Annotated in this window: 24 protein-coding genes; 11 read left to right on the forward strand and 13 right to left on the reverse strand. The window is 69.4% G+C overall.

Going from position 1 to position 13,656, the window contains the following annotated elements:
* Positions 1 to 4 precede the first annotated feature (4 nt).
* From ACFSCU_RS16925 to ACFSCU_RS16980, 12 genes are all read right to left on the reverse strand, one after another.
* Positions 5 to 1,411, reverse strand: coding sequence for a terminase large subunit domain-containing protein (locus ACFSCU_RS16925; protein ID WP_377561210.1), 1,407 nt, complete (start codon positions 1,409 to 1,411; stop codon positions 5 to 7).
* On the reverse strand, positions 1,401 to 1,973 hold the full coding sequence (locus tag ACFSCU_RS16930; RefSeq protein WP_377561211.1) for a phage protein Gp27 family protein: 573 nt from the start codon (positions 1,971 to 1,973) through the stop codon (positions 1,401 to 1,403). The genes ACFSCU_RS16925 and ACFSCU_RS16930 overlap by 11 nt, the downstream gene beginning before the upstream one ends.
* A 6-nt stretch (positions 1,974 to 1,979) precedes the next feature.
* The gene (locus ACFSCU_RS16935; RefSeq protein ID WP_180549369.1) at positions 1,980 to 2,291 is read right to left on the reverse strand and encodes a hypothetical protein; all 312 of its coding nucleotides are present in this window, start codon (positions 2,289 to 2,291) and stop codon (positions 1,980 to 1,982) included.
* Complete coding sequence (locus tag ACFSCU_RS16940; protein WP_180549370.1) at positions 2,278 to 2,667, reverse strand: hypothetical protein; 390 nt, start codon at positions 2,665 to 2,667, stop codon at positions 2,278 to 2,280. The genes ACFSCU_RS16935 and ACFSCU_RS16940 overlap by 14 nt, the downstream gene beginning before the upstream one ends.
* Entirely contained in the window at positions 2,667 to 3,230 is a 564-nt protein-coding gene (locus ACFSCU_RS16945; protein ID WP_180549371.1) for a hypothetical protein, read from the reverse strand. Before ACFSCU_RS16945 ends, ACFSCU_RS16940 begins: the two co-directional genes overlap by 1 nt.
* Positions 3,227 to 3,886, reverse strand: coding sequence for a transglycosylase SLT domain-containing protein (locus ACFSCU_RS16950; protein WP_377561212.1), 660 nt, complete (start codon positions 3,884 to 3,886; stop codon positions 3,227 to 3,229). Before ACFSCU_RS16950 ends, ACFSCU_RS16945 begins: the two co-directional genes overlap by 4 nt.
* Positions 3,886 to 4,272, reverse strand: coding sequence for a putative holin (locus ACFSCU_RS16955; RefSeq protein ID WP_377561213.1), 387 nt, complete (start codon positions 4,270 to 4,272; stop codon positions 3,886 to 3,888). Before ACFSCU_RS16955 ends, ACFSCU_RS16950 begins: the two co-directional genes overlap by 1 nt.
* Positions 4,273 to 4,596: 324 nt before the next feature.
* Positions 4,597 to 5,163, reverse strand: coding sequence for a hypothetical protein (locus ACFSCU_RS16960; RefSeq protein ID WP_377561214.1), 567 nt, complete (start codon positions 5,161 to 5,163; stop codon positions 4,597 to 4,599).
* Positions 5,164 to 5,174: 11 nt separating this feature from the next.
* Positions 5,175 to 5,348, reverse strand: coding sequence for a hypothetical protein (locus ACFSCU_RS16965; RefSeq protein ID WP_180549373.1), 174 nt, complete (start codon positions 5,346 to 5,348; stop codon positions 5,175 to 5,177).
* Positions 5,349 to 5,371: 23 nt separating this feature from the next.
* On the reverse strand, positions 5,372 to 6,016 hold the full coding sequence (locus tag ACFSCU_RS16970; RefSeq protein WP_377561215.1) for a DUF4124 domain-containing protein: 645 nt from the start codon (positions 6,014 to 6,016) through the stop codon (positions 5,372 to 5,374).
* A gap of 31 nt (positions 6,017 to 6,047) precedes the next feature.
* Positions 6,048 to 6,425 (reverse strand): hypothetical protein, encoded by a 378-nt coding sequence (locus tag ACFSCU_RS16975; RefSeq protein WP_377561216.1) that lies wholly within the window; start codon positions 6,423 to 6,425, stop codon positions 6,048 to 6,050.
* A 1-nt stretch (position 6,426) separates the two neighbouring features.
* Positions 6,427 to 6,837 (reverse strand): XRE family transcriptional regulator, encoded by a 411-nt coding sequence (locus tag ACFSCU_RS16980; protein WP_377561217.1) that lies wholly within the window; start codon positions 6,835 to 6,837, stop codon positions 6,427 to 6,429.
* A gap of 112 nt (positions 6,838 to 6,949) precedes the next feature.
* On the opposite strand from ACFSCU_RS16980, the gene ACFSCU_RS16985 reads away from it, so the two are divergent.
* Entirely contained in the window at positions 6,950 to 7,198 is a 249-nt protein-coding gene (locus ACFSCU_RS16985) for a DNA-binding protein (RefSeq protein WP_377561218.1), read from the forward strand.
* A gap of 201 nt (positions 7,199 to 7,399) precedes the next feature.
* Here the strand turns inward: ACFSCU_RS16985 and ACFSCU_RS16990 are convergent, their stop codons facing one another.
* Positions 7,400 to 7,687, reverse strand: coding sequence for a hypothetical protein (locus tag ACFSCU_RS16990; RefSeq protein ID WP_377561219.1), 288 nt, complete (start codon positions 7,685 to 7,687; stop codon positions 7,400 to 7,402).
* A gap of 96 nt (positions 7,688 to 7,783) precedes the next feature.
* On the opposite strand from ACFSCU_RS16990, the gene ACFSCU_RS16995 reads away from it, so the two are divergent.
* The 10 genes from ACFSCU_RS16995 to ACFSCU_RS17040 form a co-directional block, all read left to right on the forward strand.
* The gene (locus tag ACFSCU_RS16995) at positions 7,784 to 8,284 is read left to right on the forward strand and encodes a hypothetical protein (RefSeq protein ID WP_377561220.1); all 501 of its coding nucleotides are present in this window, start codon (positions 7,784 to 7,786) and stop codon (positions 8,282 to 8,284) included.
* A complete protein-coding gene (locus tag ACFSCU_RS17000; protein WP_180549380.1) occupies positions 8,281 to 8,517 on the forward strand; it encodes a hypothetical protein in 237 nt (78 codons plus the stop codon). Before ACFSCU_RS16995 ends, ACFSCU_RS17000 begins: the two co-directional genes overlap by 4 nt.
* Positions 8,514 to 8,813, forward strand: coding sequence for a helix-turn-helix domain-containing protein (locus ACFSCU_RS17005; protein WP_180549381.1), 300 nt, complete (start codon positions 8,514 to 8,516; stop codon positions 8,811 to 8,813). The genes ACFSCU_RS17000 and ACFSCU_RS17005 overlap by 4 nt, the downstream gene beginning before the upstream one ends.
* A 47-nt stretch (positions 8,814 to 8,860) precedes the next feature.
* Positions 8,861 to 9,748: a hypothetical protein gene (locus ACFSCU_RS17010; RefSeq protein WP_377561221.1), complete on the forward strand. Its 888-nt coding sequence runs from the start codon at positions 8,861 to 8,863 to the stop codon at positions 9,746 to 9,748.
* 11 nt (positions 9,749 to 9,759) lie between these two features.
* Positions 9,760 to 11,574 (forward strand): DDE-type integrase/transposase/recombinase, encoded by a 1,815-nt coding sequence (locus tag ACFSCU_RS17015; protein WP_180549382.1) that lies wholly within the window; start codon positions 9,760 to 9,762, stop codon positions 11,572 to 11,574.
* An 11-nt stretch (positions 11,575 to 11,585) separates the two neighbouring features.
* Positions 11,586 to 11,798 carry a hypothetical protein gene (locus ACFSCU_RS17020; protein ID WP_180549383.1) on the forward strand — a complete coding sequence of 71 codons (213 nt, stop codon included), beginning with the start codon at positions 11,586 to 11,588 and terminating at the stop codon, positions 11,796 to 11,798.
* Positions 11,795 to 13,009 (forward strand): ExeA family protein, encoded by a 1,215-nt coding sequence (locus ACFSCU_RS17025; protein WP_377561222.1) that lies wholly within the window; start codon positions 11,795 to 11,797, stop codon positions 13,007 to 13,009. The genes ACFSCU_RS17020 and ACFSCU_RS17025 overlap by 4 nt, the downstream gene beginning before the upstream one ends.
* Before the next feature lie 11 nt (positions 13,010 to 13,020).
* On the forward strand, positions 13,021 to 13,179 hold the full coding sequence (locus ACFSCU_RS17030; protein ID WP_180549384.1) for a hypothetical protein: 159 nt from the start codon (positions 13,021 to 13,023) through the stop codon (positions 13,177 to 13,179).
* Positions 13,176 to 13,358 (forward strand): hypothetical protein, encoded by a 183-nt coding sequence (locus tag ACFSCU_RS17035; RefSeq protein WP_180549385.1) that lies wholly within the window; start codon positions 13,176 to 13,178, stop codon positions 13,356 to 13,358. Before ACFSCU_RS17030 ends, ACFSCU_RS17035 begins: the two co-directional genes overlap by 4 nt.
* Positions 13,355 to 13,656 (forward strand): hypothetical protein (locus tag ACFSCU_RS17040; protein ID WP_377561223.1); only part of this gene is annotated, 302 nt, incomplete at its 3' end. The genes ACFSCU_RS17035 and ACFSCU_RS17040, both read left to right, overlap by 4 nt.

Consider the following 13,656-nt stretch of genomic DNA (forward strand, 5'->3'; position numbering starts at 1 on the left):
TCGTCTACCAGGTGGCTGCGCTTTCGGGCGGCGACAGGTCATCGCCCGCGTACTGCTGCTCGGCGCGCATCGCAAAGCGCGGCGCCGTGCCCGTCAGGTTGTCGAAGCCGCGCGGGTGGGTGGGCACGGCGCGCCATTCAATCGGCCCGCCCGTGCCCGCCGCCGCGTTCAGCGCCAGAAACGCTGCCCAGGTGCGGTCGGCGTGGCCGGCGCTGTCGCTCTCGGCCACAAAGCGCGGCGCGCCGGTGGGGCCGGTTTCCTTGCGCAGCTTGTGCAGGTCGGCGCGCAGCACGTTGTCGCCGGCCGGAATGCGGATGCGCCGGTCCTCGAAAGCCTCCTTGCCCAGCGTGGCCAGCGTCAGCTTGTTGGGCGCGGTGAACAGCACGCCCTCCACGCGGCTGGAGCCGTGGCGGCGCTGCGCGTCCTCGACGGGCTTCTCGCCCATGCCGGTCTGGTCCATGCAGGCGCGCAGCACGCGGTAGCGCTCGAACACCTCGGCCAGCAGCGTGTCCTGCTGGGTAAAGCTGACCCGCTTGCGGGCGATGATCTCGCGCGTCCAGTACACGTCGCCCACCTGCTCGATCACCCAGATCACGAACAGGTCGTTGCGCGCGCCGATGTCCACGCCCACGTAGCACGGCCCGCCCGTGTAGTGCTGCGGCAGGCCGGCCAGATCGTCCTCGCAGGCGTGAATCAGCTCGTAGCTCAGCCAGGCGCTGGCCTCGTCCAGCCACTTCAGCTCGAACTCCTGCGCCCACAGGTCTTCATCGCCGGCGCCGCGGCGCAGCTCCTCGATGTCGCGCGGCAGGCCATCGGCCACCGCCTGGTAGATGTCGGTGCTGTGCCGGCTCCAGCCATCGTCCTTGCCCGTCATCAGCTCGAAGAACTTGTTGCCCTTGCCGTTGGGCGTGCTGATCACGCGCAGCTTCAGGCCGGGCTTGGAGATCACCGGAAACAGCGCGCGCCAGATCGCCCGGCTGTCCTGGTGAAAGGCAAATTCGTCCAGCAGCACGTTGGCGCTGAAGCCGCGCGCCGTGTCCGGGTTGGCCGGCAGCGCGGTGATCTTGCTGCTGCCCGGCAGCTCCACCTCCAGGCTGCGCACGCTGGCGTCGAACGGCGTCTCGTACTCCTTGAAGCCCGCCTGCATGCCCCGCAGGTGCAGCTTCACGCCCTCGTTCATGGCCTCGCGCGCCTGGCGCTCGCCGCGGCTGAGGATCACCCAGCGCCGCCGCTGGCCCTGGCTTTCGGCGCGCAGGCAGTCCAGCACGATCTCCAGCGTGCTGGTGAAGGTCTTGCCGCACTGGCGCGCGAACATGGCGATCTTGAAGCGCGACTCGTCCTGCACCCAGCGGCGCTGGTAGTCGTACAGCTGCAGCGCCGGGCTGGCGGTGGCGACAGGCTCAGAGGTCATACGCCGCCTTGATCACCCGCGCCAGCATCTCGGGCGCCACATCACCCGTCCGGCCCAGTTCGTCCAGCTTCTTGCGCTGCTCTTCCAGCACGCGCTTGCGCGTCTCTTCCTCCACCTTGGCTTGAAACAGCTTCAGGTTGACCGAGCTGCGGCTCAGCGTGGCGATGTTCTTGGCCGCGCTGCTCAGCAGCCCCACACGCTCAGACGTGTCGACATCGGAATCGTCCGCTTCCTGCAGCGCCAGAATGGCCTCGAACAGCTCCGTCTGCACCAGCGCCGTCAGCGCCTCGCTGCGCGCGTCCTTGCTGTCGCCCGCCTGCTCGCTGATCAGCCGTGCGGCCTCGGTGCTGGCCTTGATCGCGGCCAGGCGCCGGTCCAGCTTCTGGCCGTAGCGGTGCACGGCGCTGCGGCTGGGCAGCTGCCCCGCGTTCGCCTCGGCCGGGTAACGCGCCTGCAGGTCGGCGATCAGCTCATCCAGCGTCTGCGCGCCGGTGGCCAGCATCGCTTCGATGTAGCTCTTGATCTCGGCCGGCAGCCGGCTGATGCTGCTCTTGCGTGCCATGCCCGGTCACCAGTACCTGGCCGGGCGCGCAATGCCCGGCTCGCAATCGACCGTGTACTCGGCCACGTCCACGCCATGCCGCGTCAGGCTCGCGTGCCACGGCCCGTCAGGGCGGCGCTCCACCCGCACCAGCTCACGTTCGTGCAGATACTCCAGCTCGCGCCGCAGCTCCAGCGGCGTGGCGTCGGCGTACACGCTCTGCGCCACCGGCAGCAGCAGTGCCTCCGGGGCGCCCAGCGGGCGCGCGTTGTTCAGCGTCAGCATCACCAGCCAGCGCAGGCTCTCGCGCCGGATGCGCGCCGTGTCAATGTTTTGCATCACTCGCTCCCACCGCGCGCAGCTGCGCGGCTTCCAACTTGCTGCCCAGCGCATCCAGCTTGGCCTCGATCACGCTCTGACCGCGGATGTAGTCCTCGCGCCTCACGTAATGCAGCGGCATGTCGGCCTTGAGCGCCAGCAGATCGCGCTCGATGCGGCGCCAGTTGTCCATCTCCTCGCGCGCCACCGACTCCATGCGGTCCAGCCGGCCCGACAGCGCATCGTGGTTGTCCGAGCGAGCCTTCTCCTGCACATCGAAACGGTGGTCCAGGTGCCGCTGCGTCTGCGCCAGCAACAGCTTGCCGCCCGCAGCGCTCGCCCCCAGCACCGTGATCAACAGCGAAATCAGGTGCCACAAATCCAGCGTGATCTGCATCACTCGCCCCCGATCTCAGACAACAGCGCCGCCGCCTCGGGCTGCACCACCACGATGTGGTCCTGCAGGCCCATCACCTGGTCGGCGAGCCGCCCAGCCTCTGCCGCCAGCTCTGTGTATCGGCCTGCGCACGCGCCGAGTAATCCTCGGGCCGTGGCCGCGTCATCAGCCTCGCGCTCGGCAGCGGCGCACGTGCCTTGGGCACGTCGAACACGGCTCTCGGCGTCGCGCTGGGCGATGGTGTCGCGCAGCCCATCAGCAGTGTGCTCGGCAGCAACAGCGCGATCCAGCAGGCGCTTTTCACGTTGGGCTTGTTCATGGTCCTTCTTCACCTTCTCGCGCGCCATGCGCTGCTCTTCGGCGCGCTCGGCGCGCTGCTTGTCGATCACTGCCTCGCGCTCCTCGAGCTCGCGTTGGTTGTCGGCGCTGCTCCACTCGGTGCGGACCTCCTCGCGGCCCTGCTCGCGGTAGTGCTCCTGGCAGCTGCGCACGCCCAGCAGCAGCGCGCCCACCAGCGCGGCGGCGGCCAGGGCCTTGGCCAGCAGCCACAGCGCGGCGGTCATGGTTGCGGGCTCCACACTGCGCCCCAGCCCGCATAGCGCGGCTGCAGCTCCAGCAGAATCCGGCGCGGGTAATGCAGGTTCTCGCGGCAATGCACGGGCGCGCGGCGGGCCTGGCCGCACGCCCTGTCAATCTCGGCAATCGTGGGCGCGCGCAGCCCGGTACTGCGCGCCTCCGCCTGCCAGTGGCCCTCACCGCCGTTGTAGCCACGCAAGGCCAGCCACAGGCGGTCAAACCGGTTGAAGCGCGCCGGTGCGCGGTCGTACAGAAACTTGTCGTAGCCCACCAGCGCGCGCAGCGCCCAGGTCGGGTTGTGCGGCAGGCAGTCGGCCGTGGGCGTGCTCGTGCGCTCGCACCACCAGCGCGCGGTGGCCGGCATGAATTGCGCCATGCCGCTCGCACCCACGTGGCTCACCGCATCGGCGCGCCAGCCGCTCTCCTGGTGCACCTGCGCGGCGAAAGCGGCCACGGGTGCATCCAGGCCCCACTGGCTGTGCGCCTCGCGCAGCAGCGTCAACTTGTAGCGCGCGGCCGCTTGCGGCGGCTGCACCTGCCCGCGCACCATCGACCACATGCCTGCCGCCATCAACACCAGCAGGGCCGCGATCAGCGTGCACGCCGGCCCCGCCAGCGCGCGCATGGCTCGCCTTGACAGCATCAGGCCCCCAGCCCCATCGCCAGCATGGCCGCCGCCACGATGATCGCGCGGCGCAGCATGGCCGCAGCCATCAGCCTGGGGTTGGCCTCGCTCACCACGCCAAGCACGCACACGTCGTCGGTGCCGCACTCGGGACTGCCCGGCGCCGGCACCTCCTCGGCGTTGTCCTCGTCGGCCTGAAAGCAGTCCGGCCGCGCGTAGGGGAACAGGCTGCGGTCAATCCAATATCCGGCCACGGCCGCCATGGCCACCAGGCTCAGCTTGTACACGCTCACCGGCAGCTGCTGCGGCGCCATCAGCCACACCAGCAGCGCCAGCCCCAAGGCCACCAGAAGCCAATCCGTCATGCGCCAGCGGCGCGAAAACAGGTTCAGAAGGTCGGGCACGTCCAGGTCTCCATCGAGAGGGAACAAACGTGCACGGCGCGCTGGCGCTGAAATGGCGCCACGTCGGCACGTGCACACAGTGGCCGAACCCCAGGTGAGACAGGTTGGAGCGCTCGCGCGAGAAGTGCGCGCAGCTTGCGCAGTGGTGGTGCTCGTCGCCGGGGTCGGTGGCCATGCGGGCACTTTGCCGCGCGCGCGCGAGGCGGGCCAACTAAAGCGCTTTGTAGATGCGCCGTGAATGGCGTAGCAGACCAAGAAAAAGCCACGCAGAACGTGGCTTGGTGAAATGCGCGTCGACGCGGGGTAGGCGCCCGCCTGGCCGCGTTACACGAAATGCATGTACGCCTGTTGCCACCATGTTGGGCGCGCGCAGTGTTCCGGGTGGCCATCGGCCACCGCCTGTTCCCACTCGCACATGGCCACCAGCGTCTTCAGGTTCGGCGGCTCTTTCAGGTCAATGGCGCAGCGCCTGGCGTCCCATTCCGCCAGTCTGGCCGGCGTCAGCTCGGCTGCAGGCACGGCCACGATCTCGCCTTGCAGCGCCATGGCCTGCTCGGCCAGCTCCTTGTAGGACTGACGCCGTTCAGAAAAGCCAAACAACAGCGCCATCAACCCGCTGAAGGCAATGACGCTACCCAGCAGCGGCAGGTGATCGGCCAAGGCCTTGCCTGCCACCAGCACGCCGCCGGTCAGAGCCGTGGCCTGGACAAGCTTGTCGCACACGTCAAAAAAACGCTGCCGCTTGCGGTGGTAGCGGAAAGTGATGCGGGCCCAGTTGACCAGCTCCCACCTTTGCCGCCAGCCCGTCTCGTAGGCTTCGGGGGACGCATCGTGTTCAACAGTGCTTGTGCTCATGCCCACCATTGTTCCGGTGTTGCGGCCAAGCGGCAACGGGCTGCGGACTACTTTCTTGGTGGCGCAGGCGGCGCGGGCGGCGGCGCAGGCGGCGCGGGCGGCGGCGCCACATTGCGCGTCACATACGTCAGCGCGGCAGAGCCGGTCGACTCATTGAGTGGTGGCGGCGGTGGTGGCGGTGGCGGCGGCGGTGGCGGCGGCGCGTTCTTGTCGGTGGCCATGTTTTTTTCCTTATCGGTAGCGCCTAGTTGGCGGCCGGCCGGCTCAATGATTCTGCGCACTGCTTGGCTCGCTCGGCTGCGCCCGCATAGCCCGAGGTGTTGATCGGCAGTGTGTCGTACAGCGTGTCGTAGGGCCAGAACCGAAGGCGCAGTCGCGCATTGCGCGCCTTGGGCAGCGCTTCCAGAATCTTCGGCCCCTGGCTGCTGCCCACCACATGCTGCCCGCCCTTGACGTCCAGCGGCACGAAGTCGAGGTTGTCCAGCTTGACCCCCATGCCATTCAAGTTGTTGTGGAAGGTGTCCTTGTCGGTGCTGGTGCGCACCCCGAACGTCGAACCGGACTCGCTCACCGATATCACCAGATGCGCCGGGATGAACTTGAAGTCGCCGCCCTTCGTGGGGTCTGGTGAAGTCACCGGCGAAATGATCAGGCACGCCGTCTTGCCCGTCATATCGTCCTTGCTGCGCCGAAACTCCCAGGCCCCGGCCCGCGCGCGCCCGCCCAGGTTGCTGTCCCAAACCTTCACCTCTTCGGCCTTGTGCGACGTGGCGCAGGGGGCATCCGAATAGGTGATGCGGCCGTCGGGCCCCTCGCACTTGTTCTGGGCCCAGGCCGGCGAGCACAGCAAGGCCAGTGCGGCCAGCGCGAGCGGTGGTGTCTTGATCATCTTCCGTTACTCCTCTTCCGATAGCTGTTGCTCAACGTGGCGCGCCGCTCATCCTCGGCGCGGCAGTTCTCCGTGTGGCCAGCGCGTAGCCGTAGGTGCGGCGCAGGCCCAGCTCGCTCATACCCTTGACGTAGCTGGTGCCCACGTTGGCCGCCGCCCACTCCAGCACCCGCTGGCGCTTGCCGGCGTAGGCATCCAGCGCATCCAGCAGCGCCAGCACGTCGGGCACCGTGGGCTGGGCGGGTGGCGCGGGCTGCTCGGCTGGCTCTGGCGCCCGCTGGTGGTACACGTAGACGTTGCCGCGCACCTGGCCGATCTGCGTGCCCGAGCCCGATTGATCCAGCCGCCAGCCCACGCGCGCCAGCACCCGCCGCAGCAGCGCCATCAACGCGTCGAGCTGCGTGCCCATGTCAGCCCGTTTTTCGCTTGCGGGGCGCAGGCGCGCCCACCGTCACTGGGCCGCTGCTGTGGCCCACCTGCACGCCGCCGCCGCTTTGCGTCATCGTCATGCCGCCAGGCAGAGCGCCGCCCACCAGGGCGCCCATCGCCGCGCGTCGCACCGCCGCGGGGGCATCGCGGTAGTAGGCGAGCAGCGTCTGCTCTTCGGGCGATAGCGCCGTGGCCGAACGCTCGCCCGTGAGGATGTAAAGCACGTCAGCGCCTTGAGCAGCCCACGCTGCCAGTACAGCGGCGTTCGGAAACGCGCTCTCCTTTTCCCACGCGATCTGGCTGTTCTTCGACGAAGCGCCAAGCCCAGCGAATGCGGGCTGGGTAAATCCCAGCCGCTCCCGCTCTGCCTTGATGCGCGCGCCAACACCCATTTTCTGCACTCAACTACTTTGCAAGTCCAGTTTGCTGGACTAACATTCGCTTCACCAAAACTCAACAACCCGTGCGACAGCGCCAACTGCTGCACAGAAAACAGGACCCGCCATGGCCCTCAAAACCCGCCAGCAGATCCGGGACGAGTTCGCCGCCAGCGGCGTGCCGTACTCGGCCTGGGCGCGCCAGCGTGGCTACAGCCCCAACATGGTCATCGCCATCGTCAACGACGATGACCGCAACCCCCGCCTGAAATGCCTGCGCGGCGACGCGCACAACATCGCCGTCGAACTTGGCCTCAAGCGCGGCCAGGTGTTCAAGGGCGACGCCGGCGACCTGCGCCTGGCAGCGGTGGCGTGAGGCGCGCCATGATTCCGCAGCATCCTACACCGCGGCGCAACCCGCTCGGCTTCGTCGCGGGCGCCCCCGTGATGGGCGCGAGCGCCAAGGTGCACGCCATCACGCCGCAGGTGCGGCGCGACGAGCGCGGCAACTACGACCTCGGCGACCGCTCGCCCGAGATGGCCCGCGCCATCGCGGCCGACATCCGCCGCCGCGCGCTCACCGAACCCGGCTTTCTGGATCACTGGAAGCCGGCTCCCGCAGCCACCGCGCCGCATCCAGCAACGTGTAGAACCAGCCCGCATCATCCGGCGCCCGCTGCGCATGCTCCTGCAGCTGCTGCGCCAGCGCATCGGCGCTCAGCACGCCTGCGGCGTCCAGCGCGCGCGCCAGCGCCAGCCACATCTGCGCGTGCGCGTCGAGCATTGAGCCGTGGGCCTGCAGCACGTAGCGGTCGCTCTCGCGCCGCAGCTGCGCCAGGTGGTGTTCTTTCTGGGGGTCGGTCATGAATCGCTCCTGGTTGACTTCGATGCGGTCATTGTTGGCCGCCGCCCGCGGCGCCACCAGCCCCACGCCGGCGATTTGTTTGGAAGGCGGTGCGGCATGAGCGCGCGCCTGTCTCCAAGCCGCCGCAAGTTCTGGAAGACCTACCAGCCCACCACGCTGCGCGCCGCGCTCGAAGGCTGCAAGGAGCACGCCCGCGAGGCCCGGAACCTCAGCGTCGAGCGCATCGCCACCGACATGGGGCTGAACGACCACTGGTCGCTCTACAAGTGGATCGAGTCCGGCCGCTTCCCCGCCGTGCTGCTCACCACCTACCAGAACGTGTGTGGCATCAACCTGGTCACGCGCTGGATGGCCATGCACGAGCGGCGCCTGCTGGTGGACATGCCCGTGGGCAAGGCCGGCGACGAGGACGACATGGTGGCCCTGGCCACCCAGTTCAGCCAGGCCGTGCAGCTGCTGCGCGACTTCTACAAGAGCAACGGCGCCACCGACCCGGCGCCGGTGCTCGACGCCCTGCGCTCTCACCTGGAGAGCGTGGCCCATCACCACATCAACGTGGCTGGCTTCAGCCAGCCCGAGCTGGACTTTGCGCCATGACCGACGTCTTCACGCCCCACATCAGCGCGGTCGACACCCGCCGCGGCTGCGTCATCGTCACCAGCATGCACCTGGGCCGCGCGCACCAGGTCGTGCTCAGCCCCGCGCAGGCGCGCGATCTGGCCTTGCGCCTGGTCGAGCAGGCCGCCCGGGCCGACCCGCCGCCGCGCCTGCACGGCGCCGAGGTGACCGAGTTCCTGCCCAGCGGCTACCCCGAGGAGGCCGCGGCATGAGCCAGGACACCCGCAACCTCACCCTGCGCACCCTCGACGTGCTGGAGGCCCTGTGCGGCTACGCCGCCACCGGCGCCACCAACGGCGAGCTGGCCGAGGCAGTCAAAACCAGCGCCCCCAACATCACGCGCGCCATGGCGCAGCTGATTGAAAAGGGCTGGGCACGCAAGGACGAACAGACCGGCCGCTTCTTCCCCAGGCCCGACTTCACGCGCCTGGCCTTCCGCGTGATGGCTGATTTCGACCGCATCACCCGGCGCTACGACGACATGCGCCGATCCATGACCGGCCAATGAGCCGCGCCATTTTCTTTTCTTCAACCAACCGACGCCTGAATCCACCCATGTCACGCACCGCAAACGCCAAACGCGCCCCAACCGAATCTGCCGAAATCCTGCCAGCTGCCGCCAGTGCCGTCGAAGCCGGGCAAGCCCTGCAAATTGCCACCGAGCAGTCTGCCCGCGCCTTGGCGGCGCAGCTCGGCTACGAAGGCGCCGTCGCCGTCGGCGCGCTGGAGGACGGCATCCGCTTCTACCAGCGCCGCACCGTCGAGGCCATTCTGGAAACCGGCAAGCGCCTGCTGCTGCTCAAGGAGTTGACGCCGCACGGCGAATTCATCAGCCGCTGCGAGCTGCTCGGCTTTGCCGACCGCACCGCGCGCCGCTTCATGCAGGCGGCGGCCAAAACCGCCAAATCGGCCAATTTGGCCGTTTTGAGCGCCCAGGTCAAATCGGCGTCGGCATTCCTGGAGCTGGTCACCCACGACGACGACGATCTGGAGGCGCTCAGGGACATCGACGACATCGACCGCATGTCCGCCAGCGAGCTGCGTGCCGCGCTGCGCGAGATCAAGGCCGAGTCCGAGGCCACCAGCGAAGTCCTGGCCAAGAAGAACGCCAAGATCGACAAGCTGGAGCGCGAGAAGAAGCTGATCGCCCGGCTGCCGCCCGAGGAGGCTTGGGCGGCGGTCAAGAAAGAAGCCTCCGCGATCATGGCCGACGCGCTGGGCGCCATCCGCGGCAACTTCCGCCAGGCGCTGGTGGCCCTGGCCGATGAGCGCGACGTGGGCGCCGACAACGCCGTCTTCATGGCCGGCCTGGTGGGCCAGCTCGCGGCCGAGCTGGCCGCGCTGCGCAGCGAGTTCGATCTGCCCGACGTGAGCAACGCCGCCGACCAGGCGCTGATGGCCGAAGTGGCCCAGTGGGCGCCCCAGGCCGCCGCTGCCAACTGAAGGGGCGCACCATGCGCAAGCGCGTGCCGGCCCCCGTGGCCGAGGTCATTGTCAACACCGGGCAGTCGGTAGCCAGCGCCGCGCGCGGCGAACGCGGCGCCCTGGTGGCGGCGGCGGCCCAGGCCACCGGGCGCTCGCGCGCCACGGTGTACCGGCACATGCGGGCCATGTCGGTGCAGCCCGCGCGGCGCCAGCGTGCCGATGCCGGCACCACCAGCGTCACGCGCGAGGAGGCGCTGGCCATCAGCGAGCTGCTGATGGCCGCCATGCGCAAGAACAACAAGCGCCTGATGACCGTGGCCGATGCCCTGCAGGTGCTGCGCTACGACGGCAGCGTGCGCTGCGAACGCGTCGACCCGGCCACCGGCGAGGTGTCGCCGCTGTCGGCCGCCGCGGTGGAGCGCGCGCTGCGCTTGTACGGCGTGCACCCCCGGCAGCTGCTGCGCCCGGCGCCCACCACCGAGATGCAAAGCCTGCACCCCAACCACGTCTGGCAGATCGACGCCAGCCTGTGCGTGCTGTACTACCTGAGCAACGGCCAGGCCGTGGGCGACGGCCTGCAGGTGCTCGACGCCGACAAGTTCTACAAGAACAAGCCCAAGGCGCTGGAGCGCGTGGAGGCCGAGCGCGTGTGGCGCTACGTGGTCACCGACCACTACAGCGGCGCGCTCTTCGTGCACTACGTGATGGGCGCCGAGAGCGCGCTCAACCTGGCCGAGAGCTTCATCGCCGCCATCTGCCAGCGCACCGTGGGCGGCCAGGCCGACCCCTTCCACGGCGTGCCGCTGATGGTCTACATGGACCGCGGCGCGGCCAACACCAGCGGCATGGCGCGCAACCTGTTCCGCCGCCTGCAGGTGCGGCAAGAGGCGCACATGCCCGGCGCGCCCTGGGCCACCGGACAGGTGGAGAAGGCGCAGGACATCGTGGAGCGCAAGTTCGAGGCCGCACTGCGCTTTCAGCCCGTGCACAGCCTGGCGCAGCTCAACGACAGCGCCCGCTGCTGGGCGCGGCACTTCAACGCCAGCGCCGAGCACAGCCGCCACGGCCGCACCCGCACCGACCTGTGGCTGACGATTGCGCCCGAGCAGCTGCGCGTGGCCCCCGCGCCCGAGCTGTGCCGCGAGCTGCTGACGCACGAGCCGGTGGCACGCCGCATCACGCAAACGCTCACCGTCGAGTTCAAGGGCCGCGAGTACGACCTGCGCCCAGCGCTGCAGCAGCTGGGCGACGTGATGGTCGGCGAGAAGCTGCTGGTCACCTACAACCCCTACGCCACGGCCAGCGCATGCATCGTGGAAGTGGCCGAAGACGGCAGCGAGCGGCTCATCGCCATCCCGCAGGTCGAGCGCAACGACGCGGGCCTGCGCACCGACGCGCCGGTGTTCGGCCTGGGCTTTGCCGCCATGCCGCAAACCGCCGCCGACCGCCACCGCAGCGAGATCGCGCGCCGCACCTACGACGCCGCCACCGACGAAGAGGCCGAGCGCGCGCGCAAGGCCAAGGCGCTGCCCTTCGGCGGCCGCATCGACCCGCTGCGCCAGGCGCGCGAGGCCGTGCTGCCCACGCCCATCCCCAAGCGCGGCACGCCGCTGCAGCCCACCGTGCAGGCCCCGGCCGCTGCGGCCGAGCCGCGCCTGCTCACCCACTTCGAGGCCACGCGCGAGCTGACGGCGCTGGGCGTGGCCATGAATCCCGAGCGCGTTTCCCAGCTGCGCGCCTGGCACCCCGAGGGCGTGCCGGAAGACCAGCTGGCAACCCTGCAGCACCGCCTCACCGTCCGCGCTGGTTTGCGCGTGGTGGGTGGCGTGGCTGCGAATGAGTGAAGGAAGGAACCATGCGAACCCAGACCCGAGAAGAAGAGCTGTCGCACAAGCTGCTGGAGCATCTGGCCAAGGAAAAACCGCGCCGCGCGGTCGTCGCCTTGCTGTTGGCCGCATCGGCCATTGCCAAGGCGTGCAACGACAACCAGGGCGTGGCCGAGATCATGCGCGTCACGGCCGACCACGTCGAGAACGACCTCGCCGTTGACTTGGTGGCGCTGCAATGACCCTCGCCAACACCCTCGGCCGCATCGCGCTCAGCCAGCGCGATCTGGCCCGTGAGAGCGGCCAGAGCCTGGCGGCCATCAACGCCATCGTCAGCCGCGGTGAATGGCCCAAGCGCCGCACCGCCGCCGTGCGCGCCAGCGTGGTCGACGCGCTGCGCAACGCCGGTGCCACCACCGCCGAGCTGCGCGATGTGTCGCTGGCCACCGGCGACGACGCCAAAGAAAAGGCCCCGAGCGCGCCAACGCCCGAGGCCTGTGTTTCCGCCCCTGTCGAAGTCAACCAAAACCCAACCGAGAAGGAAGAACCGATGTTACTGCAGAACACCCCCATCACCCCACAGGCGCTCAAGCACTTCAAGCTGCCGCGCAGCCCCTTCGTGGATGACGTGCAAAGCCGCGACGACGTGTACCAGAGCCCGGCGGTGCGCTACGCCCGCGCCGCGCTGCTGGACGTGGCGCAGAACCACGGCTTCTTCGCGATGGTGGCCGAGTCGGGCGCCGGCAAGACCACGCTGGCCGAAGAGCTGGAGCAGCGGCTGATCGACGAGGGCAAAGACATCGTCATCATCAAGCCCTACGTGCTGGCCATGGAGGCCACCGACACCAAGGGCAAGACCCTGCGCGCCACGCACATCGCCGAGGCCATTGCCTACGCGCTGGATCCGCAACTCAAGATCAAGAGGAGCCCGCAGGCGCGCTTTGCCCAGCTGCACCAGCTGCTGCGCGACAGCCGCCGCGCCGGCCGCCGCCACCTGCTGCTGATCGAGGAGGCGCACTGCCTGCCGCTGGCCACGCTCAAGCACCTCAAGCGCTTCCTGGAGCTGAAGGACGGCATGCAGCGCGTGATCGGCGTGGCGCTGATCGCCCAGCCCGAGCTGCGCAACGTGCTGCACAGCCAGAACCCCGAGGTGCGCGAGGTGATGCAGCGCTGCGAGGTGGTGGAGCTGCCGCCGCTGGACAACGACCTGGAGGGCTACCTGCAGCACAAGTTCGCGCGCTTCGACCTGCGGCCAGAGGATGTGTTCGAGCCCGATGCCTTCAACGCGCTGCGCGCGCGCCTGATCCGCACGCCGCGCGGCGCCAAGGGTGGTGATGGAGCCGTGAGCACCTGCTACCCGCTGGCCGTGCACAACCTGGTGGCCCGCGCCATGAACGCCGCCGCCGCGGCCGGTTACCCCAAGGTCGACGCGGCCGTGGTGACCCACTGCTGATGGAGGCCGCCATGCACCAGACCCTGCACCTGTACCTGGTCAAGATCACCTGCCTGGGCTGCGCGCGCTACGAGCTGCGCGCCTGCAGCAGCAGCTGCGATGCCATCGTCGATGCGCTCACGCGCTACCCGCAGGCCCGCGCCGTGGGCGCGCGAAAGGTCGGTCCATGAGCGCCGCCGTCAACGACACCACGCGCCGCTTCCCGCGCACCGAGGGCGAGGCCTTCCGCACCGCCAGCTGGCGCAACCCCATTGAAGGCCCGTACCACCGCCCGCGCTGGCTGCTCGAGGCCGTGCGCTGGGCGCTGGTGGTGCTGGCCGCCCTGGCCATGGTGGGGGCGCAGCTGTGATCACCCACCGCCTGATGACCGAGCGCTACGAGGCCATCGTGCGCCTGCTGTACGCCCAGGGCCGCGCCAGCGCGGCCGATCTGCTCAGCCTGTACCGCGCCCAGCCGCTGACGGCCAAGCGGCTGCACGCCATCCTGGACGATCTGGCCGGCTACGGCTGGGTGAGCCGCGTGCACGATCACCGGCGCACCGGCGCCCGCGCCGTGGCCTGGGTGGTGGCCGACGAGGTGCTGGCGCACCTGCAGCAGCCGGCGCGCCTGCCGCTGCACCCCGGCCATCTGCCGCCCGGCGCGGCCGC

Origin of the sequence: Ottowia beijingensis, assembly GCF_042680925.1 — a bacterium.
Lineage (GTDB): Bacteria > Pseudomonadota > Gammaproteobacteria > Burkholderiales > Burkholderiaceae_C > Ottowia > Ottowia beijingensis.